General features: G+C 62.6%; 15 protein-coding genes. 11 read left to right on the forward strand and 4 right to left on the reverse strand.

Features of this window, described 5'->3' with window-relative positions; all coding sequences use genetic code 11:
• Positions 1-32 precede the first annotated feature (32 nt).
• Genes J3P92_RS16140 through J3P92_RS16150 form a run of 3 tightly spaced genes read right to left on the reverse strand, consistent with a single transcriptional unit; the run spans position 33 to position 4,229 of the window.
• Entirely contained in the window at positions 33-1,103 is a 1,071-nt protein-coding gene (locus J3P92_RS16140; RefSeq protein ID WP_434648239.1) for a lipocalin-like domain-containing protein, read from the reverse strand.
• Entirely contained in the window at positions 1,093-3,561 is a 2,469-nt protein-coding gene (locus J3P92_RS16145) for an FtsX-like permease family protein (protein ID WP_434651143.1), read from the reverse strand. Before J3P92_RS16145 ends, J3P92_RS16140 begins: the two co-directional genes overlap by 11 nt.
• Positions 3,561-4,229: an ABC transporter ATP-binding protein gene (locus J3P92_RS16150; RefSeq protein WP_434648241.1), complete on the reverse strand. Its 669-nt coding sequence runs from the start codon at positions 4,227-4,229 to the stop codon at positions 3,561-3,563. Before J3P92_RS16150 ends, J3P92_RS16145 begins: the two co-directional genes overlap by 1 nt.
• 248 nt (positions 4,230-4,477) lie before the next feature.
• Here J3P92_RS16150 and J3P92_RS16155 point away from each other — a divergent pair, with 248 nt between their 5' ends.
• On the forward strand, positions 4,478-6,397 hold the full coding sequence (locus J3P92_RS16155) for an acyltransferase family protein (RefSeq protein WP_434648243.1): 1,920 nt from the start codon (positions 4,478-4,480) through the stop codon (positions 6,395-6,397).
• A gap of 8 nt (positions 6,398-6,405) precedes the next feature.
• On the opposite strand, the gene J3P92_RS16160 is transcribed toward J3P92_RS16155, so the two are convergent.
• On the reverse strand, positions 6,406-8,103 hold the full coding sequence (locus tag J3P92_RS16160) for a sulfatase-like hydrolase/transferase (RefSeq protein WP_434648246.1): 1,698 nt from the start codon (positions 8,101-8,103) through the stop codon (positions 6,406-6,408).
• A gap of 376 nt (positions 8,104-8,479) precedes the next feature.
• On the opposite strand from J3P92_RS16160, the gene J3P92_RS16165 reads away from it, so the two are divergent.
• The 10 genes from J3P92_RS16165 to J3P92_RS16210 are packed head-to-tail and all read left to right on the forward strand — an operon-like array spanning position 8,480 to position 19,485.
• On the forward strand, positions 8,480-9,838 hold the full coding sequence (locus J3P92_RS16165; protein WP_434559699.1) for a UDP-glucose dehydrogenase family protein: 1,359 nt from the start codon (positions 8,480-8,482) through the stop codon (positions 9,836-9,838).
• Positions 9,835-10,893, forward strand: a complete 1,059-nt coding sequence (locus tag J3P92_RS16170) for an NAD-dependent epimerase (RefSeq protein ID WP_434648248.1) — start codon at positions 9,835-9,837, stop codon at positions 10,891-10,893. The genes J3P92_RS16165 and J3P92_RS16170 overlap by 4 nt, the downstream gene beginning before the upstream one ends.
• Positions 10,890-11,636, forward strand: a complete 747-nt coding sequence (locus J3P92_RS16175; protein WP_434559703.1) for a sugar transferase — start codon at positions 10,890-10,892, stop codon at positions 11,634-11,636. The genes J3P92_RS16170 and J3P92_RS16175 overlap by 4 nt, the downstream gene beginning before the upstream one ends.
• Positions 11,637-12,281: a CpsD/CapB family tyrosine-protein kinase gene (locus J3P92_RS16180; RefSeq protein ID WP_420765795.1), complete on the forward strand. Its 645-nt coding sequence runs from the start codon at positions 11,637-11,639 to the stop codon at positions 12,279-12,281.
• A gap of 20 nt (positions 12,282-12,301) precedes the next feature.
• The gene (locus J3P92_RS16185) at positions 12,302-13,324 is read left to right on the forward strand and encodes a polysaccharide biosynthesis/export family protein (RefSeq protein WP_420765794.1); all 1,023 of its coding nucleotides are present in this window, start codon (positions 12,302-12,304) and stop codon (positions 13,322-13,324) included.
• A gap of 16 nt (positions 13,325-13,340) precedes the next feature.
• Positions 13,341-14,933: a GumC family protein gene (locus tag J3P92_RS16190; RefSeq protein ID WP_420765793.1), complete on the forward strand. Its 1,593-nt coding sequence runs from the start codon at positions 13,341-13,343 to the stop codon at positions 14,931-14,933.
• Complete coding sequence (locus tag J3P92_RS16195; RefSeq protein WP_420765792.1) at positions 14,930-16,033, forward strand: glycosyltransferase family 4 protein; 1,104 nt, start codon at positions 14,930-14,932, stop codon at positions 16,031-16,033. The genes J3P92_RS16190 and J3P92_RS16195 overlap by 4 nt, the downstream gene beginning before the upstream one ends.
• Complete coding sequence (locus J3P92_RS16200; protein ID WP_434606692.1) at positions 16,030-17,400, forward strand: O-antigen ligase family protein; 1,371 nt, start codon at positions 16,030-16,032, stop codon at positions 17,398-17,400. Before J3P92_RS16195 ends, J3P92_RS16200 begins: the two co-directional genes overlap by 4 nt.
• Positions 17,397-18,356: a glycosyltransferase gene (locus tag J3P92_RS16205; RefSeq protein WP_420765790.1), complete on the forward strand. Its 960-nt coding sequence runs from the start codon at positions 17,397-17,399 to the stop codon at positions 18,354-18,356. Before J3P92_RS16200 ends, J3P92_RS16205 begins: the two co-directional genes overlap by 4 nt.
• A complete protein-coding gene (locus J3P92_RS16210) occupies positions 18,349-19,485 on the forward strand; it encodes a glycosyltransferase family 2 protein (protein WP_434648251.1) in 1,137 nt (378 codons plus the stop codon). The genes J3P92_RS16205 and J3P92_RS16210 overlap by 8 nt, the downstream gene beginning before the upstream one ends.
• The last annotated feature ends 2 nt before the right edge of the window (positions 19,486-19,487 follow it).

Here is a 19,487-nt window from a genome sequence, read left to right on the forward strand (position 1 = left end):
GAGGGGCGATGAACGCAGGGAGTTCCGACGAATCAATACCCCGTCATCTCCAGATAACCGGTGCCACCATGGCTGCCGCTCAGTTGCACCGGCCCCTCCCAATACGGGATGCGAAGGCTCATCCAGGCATTAGGGTTCAGGGCTCGCGTGGTGATATCGAATTGCTTGCCGGGAATCCTGATTGACCAGCTCACAGGCATGGGCCTTCCCGCAACCTCGGCGGTGTCCAGCGGCGTGAGGCTGATTTGGCTGGCGGCCAGTGTCGTCGCCTGGCCTTGGGCGTCAATCCAGGTGCCGGTGAGGTACGGCTCACCGTCCTTGTGGCGCATGCGGTAGAGCATCACGTGCTCGCCTTTGTCAAGGTGCAAGGAAAACCAGTCCCACCCGGTCTGGTTTTCCGTCAAGGGCTGGCTGCTCCATTCCCGGTCGAGCCAGGCCGGGCCACTGACCTGATAGCGCTGGCCATCGATTTCCAAGTGACCACCGGCTCGAAAAAACGGTTGGCTGTAATAGTACGAGGCCTGGCCTTGCTCGGATTTCTGACTGAAGCCTTGGTTGCCCTGCAGCACCAGTGGACGGTTCGACGTCAGCCGCAGGTCGTAGCTGAAGCGCGGCCCGCGCGCCTGCAACTGCATGTCTGCGAGCGGGTCCGGGCCAGCGGCTTGAGTACCGAATCGCCAGTCGTCGATACAGGCCTCGAAGGGCGTGGTACGCACCCCGGCCTGCCCCACTCCACCCCGGGCGTAGCGCTCGGCGGCGTGATGGACGGTGGCGGACGTGACGGCGGCATGGCCGAGCCAGATCGTCTGGTTGCGCCAACCGCTGGCCGGAGGCGCGGCATCCAGGGCGCTGCGGAACAGCGTCCACTGCACACCGAAATCCCGCCCCTCGACGTCCTTGAGATTGGCGGTGACGTACCACCACTCGATGCGAAAGCCTTCATGCGCACCATGATCGGCTGGAAAGCTGAACACGCGCCCAGGTACCACCGGCGTAAAGGCGACAGCCTCGGTACCCAGGCCGGCAAAGCCCTTGTCCGGAGGCGTTGTGTTGTCACAACCGCCGAGCAGCGCCAGCAACACCAGGCCGATTTTAATCCTCATGGGCGAAAGTCCTCAGCAGGTCCGCCGGCCGCGTGCGGTACAACGCATAGAGCGGCCAGGCCGATGCCAGCAGCGTGGCGAACATCGCCAGGCCCAACAACTGCGCCAGCTGCATCGGAAAGATGCGCAATGGCAGGCGCCAACCAAAGGCCTGGACATTGATGACCGCGTCCAGGCACCAGGCCAGGGCAATGCCCAGCGGCAGGGCCAGCAGCAGCGTCAGCAACGCCAGCAGCCAGGTTTGTCCGAGGTTGAGCAGCATCAATTGCCGCCGCGTGATTCCCAATGCCCATAACGGCGCCAACTGACTGAGGCGACTCTGGCTCTGGGTCAGCAGGCTGATGAACAGCGCAACGCCAGCCACCGCCAGGGTCAAGCTGTTAAGCGCCGCCGTGGCGGCAAAGGTGCGTTCGAACACTTGGGTAGACCAGCCCTTGAGTCGAGCCTGATCGACAATGCGGTTGTCATCCAGGTTGAAGCGGTCTTGCAACGCCGCCAGCATCGGGGGAATCGCCGACGGCTCGATACGCAGATTGAAGCGATTGGGTGCGAGCTGCGGCCAATGCGCCCGTAAATGTTCAGCGTTGATGAGCACATGGCCCTTGGGGTTGCCGTAGTCGGCATAAATCCCGACAACCCTTGGGGTCCAGGGCCCTTGCGGGGTCGGCAAGCTCAAGCGGTCGCCGATCCGCACCTTCAGGCGCCGAGCCAGTTGTTCGCTGAGCATCAGCGTGTCGGCTGTTGCCAGTTGCTGCCAGGCTTGGTCACCGGCGGACTCCAGCAACGGCCAGTGCTGGCGATAGGACGAGTGATCGATGATGCCGTAGATGTCCGTCGGCCAACCTTGCAACGGCATCGACACCTGCCAGTTGGGCAACACGGCGGTGATCGTGGGTTGCTGGTTGAGCCAGTCGTGCAGTTCGGCCGCCTGGGCCGGCGTTTGCGGGTTGATGTACAGCTCGGCGGTCAGTCGCTGCTCGAGCCAGTCACTGAACGTCTGGCGAAACCCCGACGTCATGCTGCCAGCGCCGATGTTCGCCGCCAACGCCAGTAGCAGCGCCATCAGTGCCAGGCTCAGCGTCGGCAGTTGTTGACGGCAATCGGCGAGGAACCATTGGCCGAGCACCGAGCGGCTGCGGCGCAGCAGTCGGTTCAATACGGCGTTGAGCAACACCGGCAAGGCCAACGCCGCGCCCAGCAACAATGCGGCCATCAGGACAAAACCGCTCGCCAGGCTGTCGCCCCAGGCAAGCGCCAACGCGGCGACCAGCGCCGCCAACAGCGCCACCCCACCTTGGCGCCGCAACCAACGCGCATGGGCCTGGTGCCAGGCCTGGGGATTGGCCAGGGCCAACAACGGTAGGCGAGCGGCGCGCAACAGGCTCTGGGCGCCGGCCAGTACAGCGCCGAGCAGGCCCAGGCCGATACCGCCCAACCACCACCAGGGACTGAGGTTCAGTTGTCCGGGGACTTCGGCGCCGTACAAACCTCGCAGGCTCGCCGCTACATCAGGCAACAACAGGCTGGCCAGCCAATAACCACTGAGCACGCCGGCGATCCCGCCCAGCAGGGCCAGTGCGCCCAGTTCCAGCGCCAGGCTGGTGATCAGCACCCGCGCGCTGACGCCGCAAGCCCGCAGGGTCCGCAGCAGGCCGCGGCGTTGCTCCAAGGCCAGGCCAATGGCGGCATGGACGATGAACAGGCCCACCACGAAGGACAAAAACCCCAGTGCGTCGAGATTCAAGTGGAAGCTTTCGGTCAGGCGCGACAGGTTGTTTTCGTCCTCGGCGCGCTTGAATTGCAACAGCCCGTTGAAGGCCTCGGGCAAGGCGGCGGTGTAGGTGCTGGGCAGTACCAATCGTGAAAGCTGGTCCGGCATCTGAAGTAGCGCTTGAGCAAAACCGATGTCCATCAGCAGCACGCCCGGGGCCATGTCCGGCTGCACGTGCAAGGGTGGCAGGGCCTGGCCGTCAACGGTGCGGGGGCGGTCGCCTTCCTTCAACCCCAGGGCCTGCAATGTCTGCGGTGCAATCCAGGTGTGGCCGGCACCTGTGAAAAATTCCACCACCTCGGCAATCTCCCGCGCCTGCCCCGCCACAGCCGAACCCGGCGGCAGCGACACCGGGTCGATCCCCATCAGTTGCAGGCGTTGGTCTTCGTGCCCCTGGAGCGTCACTCGCGCCTGCAACACCGGCGACACCGGCCAGCCCTGGCGACGCAGGTCGATGAACCATTGCTGCGCGAACGTGCCACCGCCGGGGGCGCTCAAGCTGGCCTGGGGTTCGCCGCCGATCAACTGACTGGCCCGGGCGTAGCTGTCGCGGGCCTGACTGTTCAACGCCTGCACACCAGTCAGCAGGCTGGTGGCGAGCCAAAGCCCGGTCAATACACTGAAAAACTGCACCGGGTGCCGGCGCCAATGGCTGAGCAGCGCCTTGAGGGTCTGGCGAACGATCATCACCCCTGGGTCGCCTCTGCCAGGCGCCCGCCCTGCAATACCACCCGATGGGACAGGCGCGCCGCCACCCGCTGGCTATGGGTGACCATCAACAGGCTGGTCGGGCTGCCGTCGAGCAATTCCAGCAACAGCTTCAGCACTTCGTCGCTGGTGGCTTCGTCCAGATTGCCAGTGGGTTCGTCGGCCAACAGTAACGGCGGACGTGACGCCAGGGCCCTGCCCAGGGCGACCCGTTGTTGCTGCCCGCCGGAAAGCTGCTCGGGATAACGCCGCAGCAGTTGCGACAGCCCGAGCCGCTGCACCAGATGCGTTTGCCAGGCCGCGTCGAAACGCCCACACAGGCGCGCCTGGAACGCCAGGTTGTCTTCCACCGGCAAGCTGCTGATCAGGTTGAACTGCTGGAACACCAGGCCGATTTCCGTGCGCCGCCAGTTCGCCAACTCATGTTCACTCATGCCGTCGAGCCGATACCCGCCGCTGCGAATACAGCCGCGATCGACTTTGTCCAGGCCGGCAACCAGGTGCAACAAGGTGCTCTTGCCACTGCCCGATTCGCCCATCAGCGCCAAGCTGCTGCCGGGGGGCAAGGTCAGGTCGATGCCTTGCAACACCGGCAAAAGACCTTGGGGGGTTGGGTAGCTTTTGAATACTTCTCGAACTTCAAGCATTGAAAGGCTCATTGGGTAAAACCATTGGCTCTCAGGATAGCGGAATCGAGGGCCACGGCCATTGGCCGACGTCATCGGCAGTTTCCGTTACCACTGGTCGCCACCCCTGCCTGACGCGCCGGATAATCTTGCGCTTCGTCAACTTTCTGCTATTGATCAATAACTAACGCGCGCCGTTAAAGGCTGTCGGCGCAATCGTCATTAACATGACGCATCAAGGATTCCTCCTTTCACGGACGATCGCCGCCATGCCTCACACCCAATATCGCCCCGATATCGATGGTCTTCGCGCTGTTGCGGTGATCGCCGTGTTTATCCATCACCTCAACGCCAGCCTCTTACCAGGCGGCTTCGTCGGGGTGGACATTTTTTTCGTCATCTCGGGGTTCCTCATCACGTCCCAGGTGTTCAGCGAGATCCAACAGAACACCTTCTCCATGAAGCGTTTTTATCAGCGGCGCATCAACCGCATCGTACCGGCGCTGACGACGGTGGTGGTGGCGAGCGTGATTGCCGGGATCTTCGTCCTGTCTCCGGTCGACCTGACCCGACTGAACATCAGCGCGCTGTCCTCCCTGCTCGGTGTTTCGAATATCTATATCTGGATGAAGTACGGAAATTATTTCGCGGCGGACGCCAGCGAAGCCCCACTTCTGCATACCTGGTCACTGGGCATCGAAGAACAGTTCTACCTGCTCTGGCCGCTGCTGATGCTGATGCTGTGTCGATGGGCACCCCGCTACTTGCTGCCGCTGGTGTGCATCGGCGTTGTCGTGACGGTTGGCGTTTCGCAGTACGCCACGACCCTCGTTCCCTCTGCCTCCTACTATCTGCTGCCCACACGTTTTTTCGAACTGCTGCTGGGGGCGACGTTGGCGATTTATCTCGCGCAGCCACGTACGTTCAGTGACGGGGTGGGCCGGATCTGGGCGCTGGCGGGAGCCGGATCGATTGCCTATTCATTGTTTGCACTGAGTCCGGAAACAACCTTTCCCGGCCTCAATGCGCTTATACCTTGCCTGGGGGCGGCGCTGTTGATCCTCGCTGGCAGCGGCGGAACACGCTCGCGCTGGCTGACCAACCGGCCGATGGTATTTGTTGGTCTGATTTCCTACTCGCTTTACCTCTGGCATTGGCCCTTGATTGCGTACCTGAGATATCTGGATATCAACATCACGCTCCCGCTGGGGCTGGGCCTGATGGCAGTGGCGACGCTACTGGCCTGGTGTTCCTGGCATTTTGTCGAAGTCCCCTTTCGACGAACCGGGGCGCTGTTGCCGTTCACCCGCGCATTTGGCCGTCGGTTCATGGTTCCAGCGTTGGGGCTGGCCGTGCTGGCTGTACTGAGCGTGCAATGGCAGGGGTTCCCACAGCGTTTCGTACCGCAGGTGTCAATCCTTGAAGCGATGAGCCTGACCGAACCGAACAAACTGCGTGAGCGCTGCCACATGCCCAATGCGCGCTACAACGCCGCGCCCGATCCGGCGTGCCACCTCGGGGCACGCAAGGCGCAGATCGACGGCGTGATGGTCGGAGACTCTTTCGCCAACCATTTCACCGGCATGGTCGATGTCCTGGCCGAACCCAACGGCATCGCCTTGATGGATTACACCCTCGACAAGTGCCCACCCATCTTCGGCCACGCCGCCGAGATGTCGGCGGGTTACGGGGCACGCTGCGTGGCGCGCAATGAGCAGGTGTTGCAGTTGATCGAGCGGAACCGGTATCCCTACGTGGTGCTCGCCGGCGCCTGGCCCCGGGACCCGGCAGCAGGAGCCGTCATCGAGGCAAGCATCCGGCAAGTGGCGGACCGGACCGGCCAAGTCATCGTCGTTCTCAGCAATCAGCCAATCGACAACGCCGCGACGTGCCCGGTGCGCCGCTTGATGTTCGCTCCTCTTCGGCAGTGTTCAACGCGGCTGGACGCCGCGGCGCCCTATTGGACGCAGATACGCGCCAGGCTGCCCCAGGTGCGCTTCATCGATCCCAACCAGGTGATTTGCCCGGTCGGCCTGTGCAGCCCGATCATCGACGGACAACTGCTCTACCGGGATGACGCGCACTTGAACGATGTCGGCTCGCGTTTCATTGGCCGCGCGCTCCGCGACCTGGGCTTCACGCTGCTGTACGACCCAGCGCCAACCACGCCGATCGCTACCACCCGATAGGCGCTCGCTCAATGCCCCGCCGCCATCTCGGTCTGGGCCGGTTTCGGTATGACGATGTTGCCCAGATCGATGTGCTTCCAGGCTGGCTTGGCCCCCAGCCGCGCGTTGAAGCGGTAGTTGAACGTGAAGTCGTCCTCGGTGGGTTGGCTCAGGGGTTTTCCATAGCGCGCCACGACCGCCGCCGGGTCGTAGCCCATCAACTCAAGCAGCGTCGCAAAGATGTTGTAGTGGCTGGAACGATCCTTGTTTTGCGCCCAGGCGCCGCGCCAGTCCAAGGTGCGCAGCTGGCTGCCCTGGATAACCACCAAAGGCACCAGCCCCTCCTCCTCCACCGGGTCGCCGCCGCAATGCGTATTGAGCCCGGGATTGCCACGCTCGTGCAGATCCTGGCCATGATCGGAGGTATAGATCAGCACCGCATTCTGAAGGTTGCCTTGACGCAACAGGCGCCGGAAGAACTCGCCGACGTTCCATAGGAGCGTGTTCTGGTACGCATTGCGATACAGCAACCAGTCATATTGCTGGCCGTTGAAGCCGTCGCGCTGGCCGGTGTCGGCCACGTCCTGGAACCGCCCCCGGGGCAAGGCCGGACGGTGTTTCATGAATTCGTCGGGGTATTTGTCGTGGACCGGAAAATGCGCCCCCACTTTATTCACCACCACCAGTTCGGCCCGGTCATTGCCCAAGAGCTCGATCAACTGCGCCGCGGCTGCCATGTCGCGGTCCAGCACACGGACCTGGTCGAATTGGATGAATTGGTCGATGTCTTGCTTTTCCTGTTCGGTCATCAGGTTCTGCAAGTTGCCGCCGGTGCGCTGGGCATCGATATAGACGGTATGCAAGCCCGCGACATGGGCGTACTGCCAGATTGACGGCTGCGTGCTGTTGATACGCACGTAATCAGCCCGCGTACCGCCATAACGCAGGGTGATATTGGTGTCGGCGCTGCAATTGGCGATGGAAGCGGCATAACCGTAATTGAAGATGTCCACCCCAGGCGGCGGGGTCTTGAGGCCGCTGTTCACACCGAACGGGGTGTTGATATCGAGATAGTTGCCACCGATGCTTTCGTCGATGATCAACACGATATCGTGCTCGATCGCAGGAGAACGGCGAGCCAAGCTGACCGGCTCGCGGACGCCGACGGTGTCGTGCAGCGCCTCGTAGGCAAACAGGTTCAGATAGGCCAGCGGCGTATACATCACAGGTAGACCACGGGCGCCCTCGCCCGCCCTTGCGAACAGCACACCACTGAGCAGCAATACCCCGAGCAACGGCGCGGCGACCGGTACATAACCGGGCAATGGTAAACGCCGCCGAGGCTTCAGCCCGATGCCCAACAGCAGCAACAGGCCGCCCGCCATCGCGCTGAGAATCACCTCTCGATACTGATAAGCCGCCTCCTGGATAAAGCCGCCCGAATACACCAGCGACACGAACTGGCTGTAGGTCAGGTAACTGTCGGTGACCCGGGTATACACCTCGAAGAACACCGCCGAGGCAAACAGTGTCAAGGCAAACAGATGCCGCACCAACGTCTGGCGGATGTAGGCGCTCATCCACAACGCAAGCACCAGCACAAGGAACATCGCACCGAACAGCACCGTTGCAAAACCAAGACCCAGCGCAGCGAGACGCTCCAGGTAATAGTCATGCCCCCTGAAAAGGTACAGCAACAGCAGCAGTTCCTTGAGGTATCGGGTCATGTTTTTCTCGGCGGTGGCGCGGCGGATGGAAGGTTCGTTTTCTGCACACTAGCAGCGGGATTTCAAAGCGCAAGAAAGAGACTGATCGGTCGCAGCGTCAAAAAAAAGTTACCTCAAAAGTGACACCTTTGACGCATCAAAAACATAAAAATCTATGGATATATACCGTTCATCGGTTACTTAAACGTCTCCAGAGCCCTTTAAAAATGGCGCTTTTCCAAGTCAGTCAATGACTTGATATCAAAAAGCCCTAATCCGTCGAGATTTGCCAACACTGACAACTGTCATTTTGCTGACATGTTTTTTTGAAGCTGCGCTATACCCTCTAAACAGTTTCATCCGAGTTACATCAACCGGTTTGAGAGGCGCGCCTAGAATGGACGTGAGCGTATTTGGCACGGGGTATGTGGGGCTGATTCAGGCAGCGGCATTGGCCGACGTCGGGCACCGCGTCCTGTGCGTCGATATCGACCCGAACAAGATCCGTCAACTGCAACAAGCCGTACCGCCCATCAGTGAGCCTGGGCTGTCCGTATTGCTGGAAGACAACATCAAGGCCGGCCGGCTTTTGTTCAGTTGCCAGGCCAGCGATGCGGTCAACCATGGCGAGTTGATTTTTATTGCCGTCGGCACGCCAGCCGACGAAGACGGCTCGGCGGACCTGAGCCATGTGCTGGCGGTGACCCGCCAGATCGCCGACTTCATGGACAGTGACCGCACCCTGATCATCAAGTCGACCGTACCGGTCGGAACAGCCGATAAAGTCGCCGAGTGCGCCCGCCAGGCGCTGGCTCGTCGGGGCCTTAAACAGTTGAATGTGCGTGTGGTATCCAACCCGGAGTTCCTCAAGGAAGGCAGCGCTCTCGCCGATTGCATGCGCCCGGACCGCATCATCATCGGCGCCAGCGATCAACTGGCGCGGGATCAGATGGGCGAGCTCTACGCGCCGTTCTGCCGCAACCACGAAAAACTGATGTTCATGGACAACCGCAGCGCGGAGCTGACCAAGTACGCCGCCAACGCCATGCTCGCCACCCGCATCAGTTTCATGAACGAACTGGCCAACCTCACCGAACGCCTGGGCGCCGACATCGAAGCCGTGCGCAAAGGCATCGGCTCGGACCCACGCATCGGCTATCACTTCATCTATCCGGGCTGCGGCTTCGGCGGCTCGTGCTTCCCCAAGGACCTGCGCGCCCTGCTGCACACGGCCGAACAGAGCGGCATGCCGCTGCGCCTGCTGCGCAGCGTCACCGATGTGAACGACAGCCAGCGGCACATCCTTTTCGAGAAGCTGGCGCAGCAATTTCCGGACGGCTTGGCCGGCAAGTCGATTGCCATCTGGGGCCTGGCCTTCAAGCCCAACACCGACGACATGCGCGAAGCCCCGAGCCGCTACCTGATGGAAGCCCTCTGGCGCGAAGGCGCGCGCGTGCAGGCCTACGACCCGGAAGCCATGTCCGAATGCCGGCGCCTGTACGGTTATCGCAAAGACCTGAACCTGTGCGCCACCCGCGATGACACGCTTGAGGACACCGATGCCCTGGTGATTTGCACTGAGTGGAAGAATTTTCGCGTGGTGGATTTCGACCTGCTGGCGAGCAAGCTGCGCGCCCGGGTCATCATCGATGGCCGCAACCTCTACAACCCCGAGCACCTGGCTGCCGCCGGGCTGCTGTACCGTGGCATCGGCTTGCGCCACACCGTGCCCAGCGCCCCGGGGCCACAAGCGTGAACGTCCTGGTGACCGGCGCCGCCGGATTCATCGGAGCCCACTGCGTCTTGCGGTTGATGCGCGATGGCCATCACGTGTACGGGCTGGACAACTTCAACGATTACTACGACCCGCAGCTCAAGCACGACCGCGTGGCGTGGGTGCGTGACCAGGTCGGCGCATTTCCCTTGGCGCGTATCGACCTGACCGACGCCTCGGCGATCGACGGACTGTTCCAGAGCCATCGCCCGGAGGTGGTGATCCACCTCGCCGCCCAGGCCGGCGTGCGATATTCGCTGGACAATCCCCGCGCCTATGTCGACAGCAACCTCGCCGGGTTTCTGAACATTCTCGAAAGTTGCCGCCGTCATCCGGTCAAGCACCTGATCTACGCCTCTTCCAGTTCGGTGTACGGCGCCAACCAGCGCACGCCCTATTCGGTACGGGACGGCGTTGATCATCCGCTGTCGTTGTATGCGGCAACAAAGAAGGCCAACGAATCGATGGCCCACAGCTACAGCCATCTGTTCGGCATCCCGTGCACCGGCCTGCGCTTTTTTACCGTGTACGGCCCGTGGGGTCGGCCAGACATGTCGCCGATCCAGTTCGCCACGGCCATCGCGCAAAACCAAGTGTTGCGGCTGTTCAACCATGGTGAGCACGAACGCGACTTCACCTACATCGACGACATCGTCGAGAGCATCGCCCGGTTGATCGAACGTGCGCCGCAGCCAACGCCCCACTGGGATCGCGAGCAACCGGACCCGGCCACCAGCCTGGCGCCATGGCGCATCTACAACATCGGCGGACAGTACCCGGTGGCGTTGCGAACCTACGTGGCGCTGCTGGAAAAACATCTGGGCCGCACCGCCCGGATCGAGCTGCTGCCCCTGCAACCGGGGGACGTGCTCAACACCTGCGCCGATGCCAGCGACCTGGCCCGGGCCACCGGTTTCCAACCGTGCATTGCACTGGATGACGGCCTGGGTCGCTTCGTCGACTGGTTCCTCGATTACTACGCGCAACCCATCGATCACACGCCGCTTGCGGCCGTACCTCAGCGGAGGAGTCTATGACCCGACATGAACAAGACATTCCGATCAGCACCTCCGGACGCGACAAACGTGTCGACCCCGAGCATCGCCGACGCCTGGATGCCGCCATCCACCGCCAGGGCCGTGGCTGGCTCACCGGTCGGGACGGTGGTCGGCCCTGGACGGTTTCGCGGACCAATCGGGTCGTGGCTTGCCTCGGCGCGCTGGCGATCCTGGTACTGCTCACCCCGTTGCTGCTGGGTCTGGCATTGCTGATCAAGTTTTCCAGCCCTGGCCCGGTTTTTTTCGTGCAGAAACGCACCGGTTATCGCGGGCGCGTGTTCGGCATGTACAAGTTTCGCACCATGGTCGTCGATGCCGAGGCCCTGAAAGAGTCGCTGCGCCACCTCAACAAGCACGGCGCCGACGCCATCGACTTCAAGATCGACAACGACCCGCGCATTACCCCGATCGGCAGGTTCCTGCGACGCAGCAGCCTCGATGAACTGCCGAACCTGATCAATGTAGTGACCGGCGACATGCGCCTGGTAGGCCCGCGGCCCACCTCGTTCAACGCCTATCGCTACAAGGACAACCATTTGGTGCGCCTGAGCATCTACCCCGGCCTGACCGGCCTGTGGCAGATCTCCGGGCGCAGCAATATCGACTTCGACCAGCGCGTGGAACTGGACCTCAGCTACATCGCCGAGCAGAGCCTGCTGTTGGATCTGAAGATCCTGATGATTACCCCCTTCAAAGTGTTCAGCGGCCACGGAGCGAGTTAAATGGACGGTTCGACGAATATCCTGACCATAGCCAGCCCGAGCGAGACCAACCTGACCTCGACCGTGCTCGACCCGGATCTGCGGATCCTTCTCATGACAGCGGCCAACACCGGCACCGGCACGAGCACCAGCGCCATGGCGCTGTCCGCCCAGCTGGCGCAGATGAGCAATGGCCGGGTGTTGCTGGTGGACGCCAGCCAGTCGCCGCGCAACCTCAGCCAGCAGCTCTCGCTGCAAAAAGAGCGCGGCTTCAGCGACCTGTTGTTCAACAGCCTGTCCCCACCGTTGTTGCAGGACTGCGTAGTACAGGTGTCGAGCCTGCCCTTCGACGTGCTGCCCCACGGCCGCCTCGGCCACAACGCCGAACGCCTGAGCCCCGAGCGATTGCGCCCGCTGTTCCGGCAACTGGCGGCGCAGTACCGCTTCGTGGTGATCGACGCCGACGCGGTGTATTCGGCCACCGACACGCTGGTGATCAGCACCCAGGTGGACGGCGTGGTGCTGGTGGTGCGCGGCGAAGACACCCGCTGGGAAGTGGCCCAGGCCACCCGACAAAGGTTGGCCCAGGCCGGCGCGAAAGTGGTCGGCAGCGTGTTCAACCGCCGCAAGTACTACATGCCCAAATGGCTCTACAACAACCTGTAAGCCTGCAAAAGGATGACGAGATGAACGCTAGAATGCTTGTCCTGCTGTTGCTGCCGCTTGCCGGTTGCTCCAGCAACACCGATACCCGCTCGATGCCGGTGCAGATCCTCACCGCGGCGCCGGCCAATGCCCAGGCCACCGACATGCCCAAGGTCGAGCAGACCTTGCGGCCCCAGGATGTGCTGGACGTGATATTCCACATCGGCACCACCTCTTCCCAGGCTTATCGCGTGCAGCCTGGCGACCAGGTTGCCCTGAACTTCACCGCCGCCAGCCAGCTCAACGGCACGCAACAGGTGATGCCCGACGGCAGTATCGAACTGCCGGGCGCCAACACCTCGGTGAAAGTCGGCGGCCTGACCACCGACGAGGCGCGCCTGGCGGTGCAGCGCGCCTATGACCAGAAGATGTTGTTCCAGCCCAATCGCAACCAATTGACCGTACTGGTGACGAGCCCGCTCTCCGGCGAGACGAAGCTGCGCAACACCCTGACTCACCCTGGCACGGGCATGAGCCGGGAAATCACCGTGGGCAGGGATGGCTACGCCAGCTTCCCGGAAATTGGCGCCGTGCCTTTGCAAGGCATGACCGTCAGCCAGCTGGAGACTTTCCTCAACGAGCGCTACGCCCAACTGCCCGGCCACATGACGGTGGACGTGCTGCTCAAGTCCACCGCCGGCAACGAAATCTATGTCCTCGGCGAAGTGGCCCAGCCCGGCTCCTACCCGATCCGCCGGCCAATCTCGGTACTCGAGGCCCTGACACTGGCCAGGGGCACGAACGTCAAGGCCCGGCTCGACTCCGTGGTGATCATGCGCCGCAACGGCAATCAGGTCGAAGCCCGCCACTACGACGTGGAGAAAGCCTTGAGCGGCGACGCGTCGCAGATCGCCTATCTGCAACCGGAAGACATGCTGTTCGTGCCCAAGACCAAGCTTGCAAGTGCCGGTGAACTGGCCAGGCAATTGGCCGATGTGGTGCTGTTCCAGGGCACGGGGTTGAGCTTCGGCTACCGCGTCGACAACAAAGGCAGCGACAACTGAGACTCAGGTGACCGACATGAACCCCAAGGAAAATTATCTGCACGAGTTTTTCAGGATCTTCTTCGCCAACAAGCAGTGGGTGAAGCGCGTCTTCCTGGTTTTCGCCGTGATCGCTCTGGTGTTGCCGTTGATGCTCAAGCAGAGTTTCGACATCACCGCCCAAGTGATCGTCCAGTCGAAAAAACTCTCCCAAGGCGACGCCACTACCTCGTTGAACCAGGAAAACGCGACTTTCATTCCGCCGTCCCTGGCGGACATGGAAACCGAGAGCAACATCCTGCGCTCACCGGCGTTGATTCGCGAAACCATCAAGACCCTGCGCGACCAGGGTGAATACACCCCGAGCCCAGGGGCCCTCAATAAATGGGTGAGCGAACCGCTCAAGCGCTACATCACCCAGCCACTGCGTGAATACGTCATCAATCCGCTGCGCGACGGCCTCGGGCTGGAAGTCGATCCGGTACGCGACACGATGCTCGATACCCTCACCGACGAGGCCATCGCGAACCTGAAAATCGAGACCCTGCCCGGCTCGAACGTCATCTCCATCATCTACAGCTTCGGCGATCCCGCCCAGGGCACCCGGTTCGTCGCGCAGCTGCTGGAAAACTACCTCACCGGCCGCCAGGACCTGCAATCGATCGAATTGCCCCAGACCTTCTACGAGCAGAAAAAAGTCCAATACCAGACGCGCCTCGACGGTCTGGAAGGCACCCGGCTCGGCCTGCTCGAAGGCGTCGGTTCCTCCGATCCCAAGGAAGAAATCACGTTTCGCCTGAACGCCATCAATACCGAAGAACAGGCCCTGAACCTGTACCAGGATCGCCTGCTGCAAAGCCAACGCTGGCTCGATTACCTCAAGACCAGCCTGGCAGCGGCGAACAGCTCGCGGTTCAACGACTACACGTTCCCGTTCACCTTCACCACGACCGTGGACAACATCGCTTTCGAGGACCGGGAAATCAGGCAACTGGGTGAGCAGCTGACCAGCCAGGTCAGCCGCTACATGAACGACCTGGCGATCTTCCAGCCCAGCAGCGAACCAATGCTGCTGGCCCGCGAACAGATCATGCGCACACGCCAGCAGTTCCTCAAAGTGGTGAACAACCGCATCCAGGAACGCACCACCGACCTGGCCGTCGTCAGCTCGGTGATCAACCAGAAGGTCGAGCGCATCGCGGCCTTCAAGGAACGCATCCACCAGTTACAGGAAACCCAGAGCAAGCTGCGGCAGATGGACACCGAGATCAACGCACTCCACGCGGCGTTCTCCACCTATGCCCAACGGTTCGCCGAAGCCAGTTCCGCGCGCTCGCTGGACAATGACCTGTCCAACGCCCGTGTCCTGAGCCCCCCGTTCGAACCCACCGCCGCGGTATTCCCCAAGCCGATGCTGATTATCCCGTTCGGCTTGTTCTGCGGCCTGCTGCTGGCGATCGCTCTGGTCTACGTGCGTGAGTTCTTCGACCATCGCTTCAAGCATCCTGCGCAAATCAGCCAGCAACTGGACCTGCCGGTCTTGCTGGTGATCAATGAGCAGTCGCCCGAACAGGTCAATCCGCACCGCAACTGGAGCCTGCCAAGCCTTGTCCATTGGGTGAAAAATTGAACGCGCCGTTCGGCCCGTCCCACCGCAGCAGCCCCCTGTCGATCATTCATCTGCTCGACAGCGGCGGCTTCTATGGGGCCGAGCGGATGCTGCTCGATCATTGCCTGGCGACACCGGGGCAGCACCAAGTGCTGTTCCTGGCGGCGCCGCCGACCTTGATCACGCGGTTTCGCCAGGCCGGGGTGGATTGCCGACACTGCGCCAGCTTGGGCGAATTGTTGCAGCATCTGCGGCAACGTCGCGCGGACCGGCCGCTGATCAACACCCACAACTTCAAAGGCTTGCTGTTCGGCTGGGCCGCGGCCACGCTGTTGCGCCTGCCCCTGGTGATTACCCAGCACGGCTTCACGCCGCGCAGCACCAAGCAGCGTTTCTACACCTGGTTGAGCCTGCAACTGTGCCGCACCGCGCCGGTCAAGCGCGTGGTCTGCGTCGCCGAAAGCATCGCGGCATTGCACCGCAAGGCCAGCGTCAAGGCGGACAAGCTCGACGTCATTCCCAACGGTTTGCCGGCCGTCACGACACCGCTGCCCCATCGTGACGACAGGCAGCGCTGGCGGGTCGGGTACGTGGGTCGCTTGAGCAGCGAGAAAGGCCCTGACCTGTTCCTCGACGCGATGATCCCGCTCTGCCAGCGCCATGGTTCGCTGCATGCGGTCATGCTCGGCGACGGTCCGGAACGCCAGCCGCTGCTCAAGCGCATCGCCGACGCGGGGTTGCCGACGCGCATCGAGTTGCCCGGTTATCAAACCGACATGAATGATTGGTGGAGCCGCCTCGACGCTTTGGTGATCAGCTCACGCACCGAAGGCACGCCGATGATCCTGCTCGAAGCCATGCAAGCCGGGGTGCCGGTGGTGGCGTTTGGCGTCGGCGGCATTCCCGACATCCTGCAGGACCGCCACAACGGCCTGCTGGCCACGCCGGCCGACAGCGACGAATTGGCCCGCCAGATCGAAACGCTGTTCAGCGAACCGCCCCTGGCGCGGATCCTCGCCGACAACGCCCGGCGCACCCAACGCGACCGCTACGACCTGCGCACGCTGGCCGAACGCTGGTCGCAACTTTATATCCGCACGGCACGGGAGGCTCGACCATGATCGTCCCGCTCTCGATCATCAGTTTGCTGGGGCTGGTCTGCCTGGCATTGCTGGCCAGTCCTTATCCGTTCCTGGCGCCCGGCGCGGTGTTCGGCCTGGTCGGCGTCGCCGTGCTGTACCGCAAGCCCGGCTGGGGCCTGCTGGGCATCGCCGCGCTGGTGCCATTCGAAGGGCTGTTCAAGGAAAACGGATTGTCGGGCAGCAAGTTCTTTGGCCTGGCGCTGATTCTGATCCTGGCACTGCAACTGGCCCTGCACCAGATTCCGGCGACGCGCCTGCGCAGCAATATCTGGAAGCCGCTGGTCGGCTTCATGGCGCTGTATGGCCTGAGCCTGCTGCTGTCGGAAAACATGGACCTGTCCCAGACCCATCTGCGGGAACTGACGGTAGGGCTGATTCTGTTCGTGATCACCTTGTTGATCGGACGCGAGCTGAACCTGGACCTGTTTGCCCGCTTGATGACCGTGAGCGTGTCCACCACGTGCGTACTCGCGATGTTCTCGGCCAAATACCAGGACCAGGGCCGCGCGTCCGGACTGCTGGAAGACCCGAACTCCTTTGCGCTGCTGATCGCGTTCACCATACCGCTGGCCTTGTTGCTGGTACTGCGCAGCCCGAACCTGTTGCACCGGCTGTTCTGGGGCGGCGGTTTCATCCTGCTGCTGGGCGGCATGACCAAGACTGAATCGCGTTCCGGGCTGGTGGTGTTGCTGCTCAGCCTGATGATCGGCTTGTACCACTACCGCGCGCAGCTACCGCGGATTCGTCCACGGCACCTGGGCTTCGCCATGCTCGGGCTGGCCCTGATAATTCCCCTGGCGATCGCGGTGATGCCCGCCGGCTACGTGGCACGCATCCAATCGTTGAGCATCCTCAGCGCCGGCGCCAGCGCTCACAAGGATGAATCCCTGGGCCGCCGCGCCTCCTACATCCTGGTGGGCAGCCAGATGATCCGCGAGAACCCCATCCTCGGTTCAGGGCCCGGGACGTTTCCCCTGCACTACGCGCCGACCGGTTATGCCAAGGCCTTCTCGGCCAACCGCAAACTGGGCGACCTGTACCGTCGCGCTCACAACACCTACCTGGAAATATTCAGCGAGATCGGCGTACCGGGCGGGTTGATGTTTGTCGGCATGATCGGTCTTGGCCTCTACAACCTGGTGCGCGCGCGCCAACTCTGGCTCCAGCGTCGGGACTGGGCACAGGCCGACCTGCTCACACATTTGGGGATGAGTTTCCTGGCGCTGGCCTTGTTCCTGATGTTTCTCAGCGCGCCGAACCACAAGTTGCTGTGGATCATGCTCGCCTTGACCAGTGTGTTGCGCTACGACGCCGAACAATCCGCGCCACGGGAGGCCCGCCCATGAGCCGCGTCAGTATCGTCATCCCGATGTTCAACGAGGCCCGCCACATCGGCCGCACCCTGCTGGCCGCGCAGCAAGCTGCTCGCCAGGCGCAACTGGAATGCGAACTGATCGTGGTCGACAACGGCTCGGACGATCATGGGCCGCGCATCGCCAATGAACTGGGCGCCCGGGTGCTGATTGTGCCCGGCGTCCACATCGGCGCCTTGCGCAACCGTGGCGCGGCGGTTGCCAGCGGTGAGTGGCTGGCATTCATCGACGCCGACATGGAAATGCCCGCCGACTGGCTCAAATTGTTGGTCGAAATGGAGGGCCGTCAGGGCGATGTGTTGGGACTGGACCTGGACACGCCCCGACACGCGCCTTGGTTCGCCCAGGCCTGGCAACGCCGCAGCCAACGTCCGGGCGCCCGTCCGCTGCATCGAGTGCAGTGGCTGCCCAGCGCCAATCTGTTGATGCGCCGCCGTTGGTTCGAACAGGTCGGCGGCTTCGACGAGACCCTGCGTACCGGTGAAGACAAGGATTTTTCCCTGCGCTTGCGCCAAGCCGGTGCGCAGTTGTTGCTGGTGAACGAAAGCCTGGCCCTGCATTGGGGTTACGAAGGCAGCTGGCGCGAATGGATGAGCAAGGAGCTGTGGCGCCAGGGCAGCCATTGGCAGTTGCTGCGCAGCCATGGGCCGAGCCTGCGCTTGCTGCGCTTTCCCGCCTTGTCCGTTGGCGCCTGGGGCCTGGATCTGCTGGCGCTCACCGCCCTGCTCCAGGGCCAGGTGCGCCTGGGGTTGACGCTACTGTTCATCAGCACATTGCCGGCCTTGTTTCTCAGCCTGCGCCAGAGCCAGCGCGACCCGCGCCTGGCGTTGCAACTGTGGGCCTTGCACGGGGTGCGCCTGCACCTGACCGGTGCCGCGTTGCTGCTCAATCTTTTTCAATGGAACGTCAGGAGACCCGCCCGTGGCTGAATTCATCTATTGGTCTTGCCTGTTGCTGCCGGTGTACGCCTACCTCGGCTACCCCGTGCTGTTGACCTTGCTGACACCGTTGTTTCCGCTACGGCGCTATGGCAAGCCCCTGCCGATGGACGTCAGCATTGTCATCGCCGCCCACAACGAGGCACGGCACATCGAAGCGAAATTGCGCACGCTGTTGGCCCAGGATTATCCGGCACGCTCGCTGCAAATCATCCTGGCCAGCGACGGTTCCACCGACGAGACGGTGGCCTGTGCGCGCAAAATCGGCGACTCACGCATCACCGTGCTCGACCTGCCACGCCAGGGCAAGGCCGCCGCCCTCAATACCGGCGTGGCCCATAGCTACGGCGAGATCCTGGTGTTCACCGATGCCGACAACCAATGGGCCCACGACACCCTCGGCCACCTGCTGGCGCCGCTGGGCGATCCTGAAGTCGGCGCCTGTGCCGGGCACATGGTCATCCCCGTGCCCGGCAAGGGCCTGAGCCTCGGCGACAGTCTGTATCGGCACTACGAAGGGTGGCTGCGCCGGGTGGAAAGCCGCACCGGCTGCATGGTCTCGGCCGACGGCGCCTTGCTGGCCTTGCGCAGGGCTTTGTTCCAGCCGATTCCGGCCCAGGTCAACGATGATTTTTTCCTAAGCACCTGCGCGCCGGCAGCCGGCAAATCCATTGTTTATGCACCCAAAGCGCGGGTGACCGACCAGGGCGTGGACGAAGCCGACAAGCAGTTTCGTCGTCGTCAGCGCGTCACTGTCGGCGGATTGCAGAGCCTGGCCCAGCGCCGGGAACTGCTCAACCCGCTGCGCCATGGGCTCTACGCCATTGGCCTGATCAGCCACAAATTGATCCGCCGCCTGGCGCCGGTGCTGCTGTTGCCGTTGCTGCTGAGCAACGCCTGGCTGTGGAATGACCATCCGTTCTATCGCCTGACGCTGGTGGCGCAACTGCTCGGTTATGCCACAGCGCTGATCGGCTTGCTCGACGCAGGCCACCGCTTGCCTCGGCCATTTCGGTTGGCCGCGTTCGTGCTGGTAACACTGGCCGGCATGAGCATCGGGCTCTGGCAATTCCTGCGAGGCCAGCGCTACAGCCAATGGAATCCCGACCAAAACCGCTAAGG

Source organism: Pseudomonas sp. D3-27 (assembly GCF_051132165.1).
Classification (GTDB): Bacteria; Pseudomonadota; Gammaproteobacteria; order Pseudomonadales; family Pseudomonadaceae; genus Aquipseudomonas.